Raw genomic sequence first — 2888 nt, forward strand, 5'->3', positions numbered from 1 at the left:
TGGCCTGATCGATGTCGGAAATCTTTACAATTGTTGCGCGATCGAGAGGGGCGCATCCAGGAATTTGCTTGTTATTCTATAGCGTTGTTGCATTACATACAGTTGGCACGATTCATGCAAAACATAATAAGCGGTGAGAACGCCGCTGATCATGAGGGGCATGTTATGAAAGCTTTGATCTTTACAGCCGCCGCTTTGGCTACGATCGCTGCGCCGGCGTCAGCCAGCGTGGTTGTGCTTGACTTCCAGGGTGTCGCCAACCCGAGCAACTCGACGACAGTCGGCGGGTTTTATAACGGCGGCACCAGTGGCGATGGCAACAGTGGCACGAACTATGGTGTTTCGTTCACATCGAACGCGCTGGCGATCAACAGCTACAACGGAAACGGCGAGCCGGATCCGGGGGTTCTGTACTTTCTGTCCGGTGGGGCGGTGAACATCACCTATGCAGCTGGCTTTTCCACCGGCTTTTCCTTTTATTATGCATCCAATTCCCAGTCGTCGATCACGGTCTATGATGGTGAAAACGGCACCGGGAATGTTCTGGCAACGCTGAACCTTGCCAACAATTATCAGCAGGGATGCGGGTATTGCCAGTGGGATGCCATAGGTGTGACCTTTGCCGGGGTGGCAAAGTCGATCGATTTTGCCGGCGGGGCAGATTACGTTGCCTTCGACCGCATCACCTTCGGCTCGGACAAGCCTGGCGGTGGCAACACCGTGCCGGAACCGGCAACCTGGGCGATGCTGATCGCGGGCTTCGGGATGGTTGGCGCCAGCCTGCGCCGTCGCCGCATGGCGCACGTGGCTGCCTGAGTTCCCTTTGTGGATGTCGGGGGCGGCCCGCAACCGGGCCGCCCCTTTTTCTTGCCCAATCGCCGCCACAGTCGGGGTTTAGGGCGCGCCACATGCCAGACCGCAAGCGCGCACGCCCCCTTCGGGTGGCCATGTTTTCAGGCAATTACAACTATGTGAAGGACGGCGCCAATCAGGCGCTGAACCGGCTTGTCGGCCGGATGCTGGAACGTGGTATCGACACCCGTATCTATTCCCCGATCGTCGAAGAACCTGCGTTCGAGGCGACGGGCACGCTGATCGGCGTTCCTTCGGTGCCGATTCCGGGGCGCGGCGAATATCGCGTGGCCCTGGGGCTGCCGCGCGCAGTGAAAGAAGACCTGAAGGGATTTCGGCCAGACATCGTGCACCTGTCGGCCCCGGACTGGCTTGGCCACGACGCCAAGAAATGGGGGCAGACAAAAGGCGTGCCGGTGGTGGCGTCCGTGCATACCCGGTTTGAAACCTACTTCGACTATTATCGGCTGGGCTTCGTGCGCCGGGGGGTCGAGCGGCTACTGAAGAATTTCTATGGCGATCTGGCAGAAATATACGCGCCTTCCGAAAGTCTTGCCGAAGTGTTGCGCCAAGAGGGCTATTCGGAAAAGGTGCATATCTGGAGCAGGGGCGTCGATCGGGCGATCTTTCGGCCCGATGTGCGCGACATGGCGTGGCGGGCAGGCTTTGGCATCACACCCGAGACGCCGCTGATCGGCTTCGTCGGCAGGCTGGTGCTGGAAAAAGGCCTCGACATCGTCGCGGCAACGGTTGCCGAACTGCACCGCCGTGGCTTGCCCCATCACCTGATGGTGGTGGGCGAAGGCCCGGCCCGTGCCGAGTTCGAGGCAATGGTGCCCGGCGCCAGCTTTGCGGGCTTTCTGGGCGGAGCCGATCTGGGGCGCGCCTACGCCAGCTTCGACATGTTCCTGAACCCCAGCATCACCGAGACGTTCGGCAACGTGACGCTGGAAGCCATGGCCTGCGCGGTTCCTCCCATAGGGGCCGCTGCATCCGGCACCAGTTCGCTGATTACCGACAACCAGACCGGCCGGCTGGTCGAGCCGGGCAGCGTGACCGGCTTTGCCGACGCGATCGAAACCTATGTGCGCGACCCGGCGTTACGCGCCAGCCACGGCGCAGAAAGCCTGAAGCGGGCCAAGGCCTATGACTGGGACACCATCAACGATCTGGTGATCGACCGCTATTTCGCGCTGGCCGGCAGAGGCTGAGACACAGGGCTTCAAATCGCACGATACTTCGCCTATATCGGCATTGCCGCCTTCGGGCGGAGATGGCGATGAATGATGCCGTTCAAGTAGGTACAGCGGACCCGGGGGCAGTACCCGGCGGCTCCACCAAAAGCCCCGCCTGCGGGGCCTCTGACGGGGCCGAATCAGGATAGACGTGTGCGCGAACGACGGTGTTTTTGCCCGGCCTGATTAAGCCGTGAAACTTATCAAAACCTACAAATGCCAACGACAACGAGGCATTTGCGATTGCTGCGTAACCTGTTGGCCTAAGGGCCTTGGTTACAACGCTTGAGCAGGGTTCGGGCCGAACCCGGTAACAGAATCGGATTCCAGCGGTTTGCAGGCGCACCGGGCAACAGAAGCGCCTGCATCCATTTTGCGCGCCGGGGCAAAAGGGGCATCCGAAATGGCTGAACTGGTCACCTGCCTTTGGTTCGATCATGGCGAAGCGCGCAAGGCGGCTGAATTCTATGCCGCGACATTCCCTGGCAGCCGGGTCGATCGTGCGAACATCGCGCCCGGCGACTTTCCGGGCGGCGGCACCGGCGGGCAGGAACTGACCGTCGAGTTCACCTTGCTGGGGCGGAAATTCGTCGCGCTGAACGGCGGCCCGGAATTCAAGCCAAACGAAGCGTCAAGCCTGATGGTGGTGACAGCCGACCAGCAGGAAACCTACCGCTACTGGAACGCCATCATCGGCAACGGCGGCAGCGAAAGCGTCTGCGGCTGGTGCCGGGATCGCTGGGGCTATTCGTGGCAGATCACGCCAAAGCGGCTTCTGGAACTGACGACAACCGCCGACCG

At 60.9% G+C, this 2888-nt stretch carries 3 protein-coding genes and 1 other RNA gene; all 4 read left to right on the plus strand.

From position 1 onward, the window contains the following. A partial coding sequence (locus AC16JP_RS12340; protein ID WP_484340915.1) for a PEPxxWA-CTERM sorting domain-containing protein occupies positions 1–816 on the plus strand: 816 nt, incomplete at its 5' end. A 92-nt stretch (positions 817–908) separates the two neighbouring features. After that, positions 909–2063 carry a glycosyltransferase family 4 protein gene (locus tag AC16JP_RS12345; protein WP_484340916.1) on the plus strand — a complete coding sequence of 385 codons (1155 nt, stop codon included), beginning with the start codon at positions 909–911 and terminating at the stop codon, positions 2061–2063. A gap of 6 nt (positions 2064–2069) precedes the next feature. After that, positions 2070–2415, plus strand: a transfer-messenger RNA (tmRNA) gene (gene ssrA / locus AC16JP_RS12350). 75 nt (positions 2416–2490) lie between these two features. Further along, positions 2491–2888, plus strand: a 398-nt coding sequence (locus AC16JP_RS12355; protein WP_484340917.1) for a VOC family protein, incomplete at its 3' end; no start/stop codon positions are given.

This window comes from Sandaracinobacteroides sp. (genome assembly GCF_057137845.1).

Excerpts from the sequence above, each read along its gene's own strand:
- AC16JP_RS12345 (WP_484340916.1), top strand. The coding sequence starts at position 909 with ATGCCAGACCGCAAGCGCGCACGCCCCCTTCGGGTGGCCATGTTTTCA.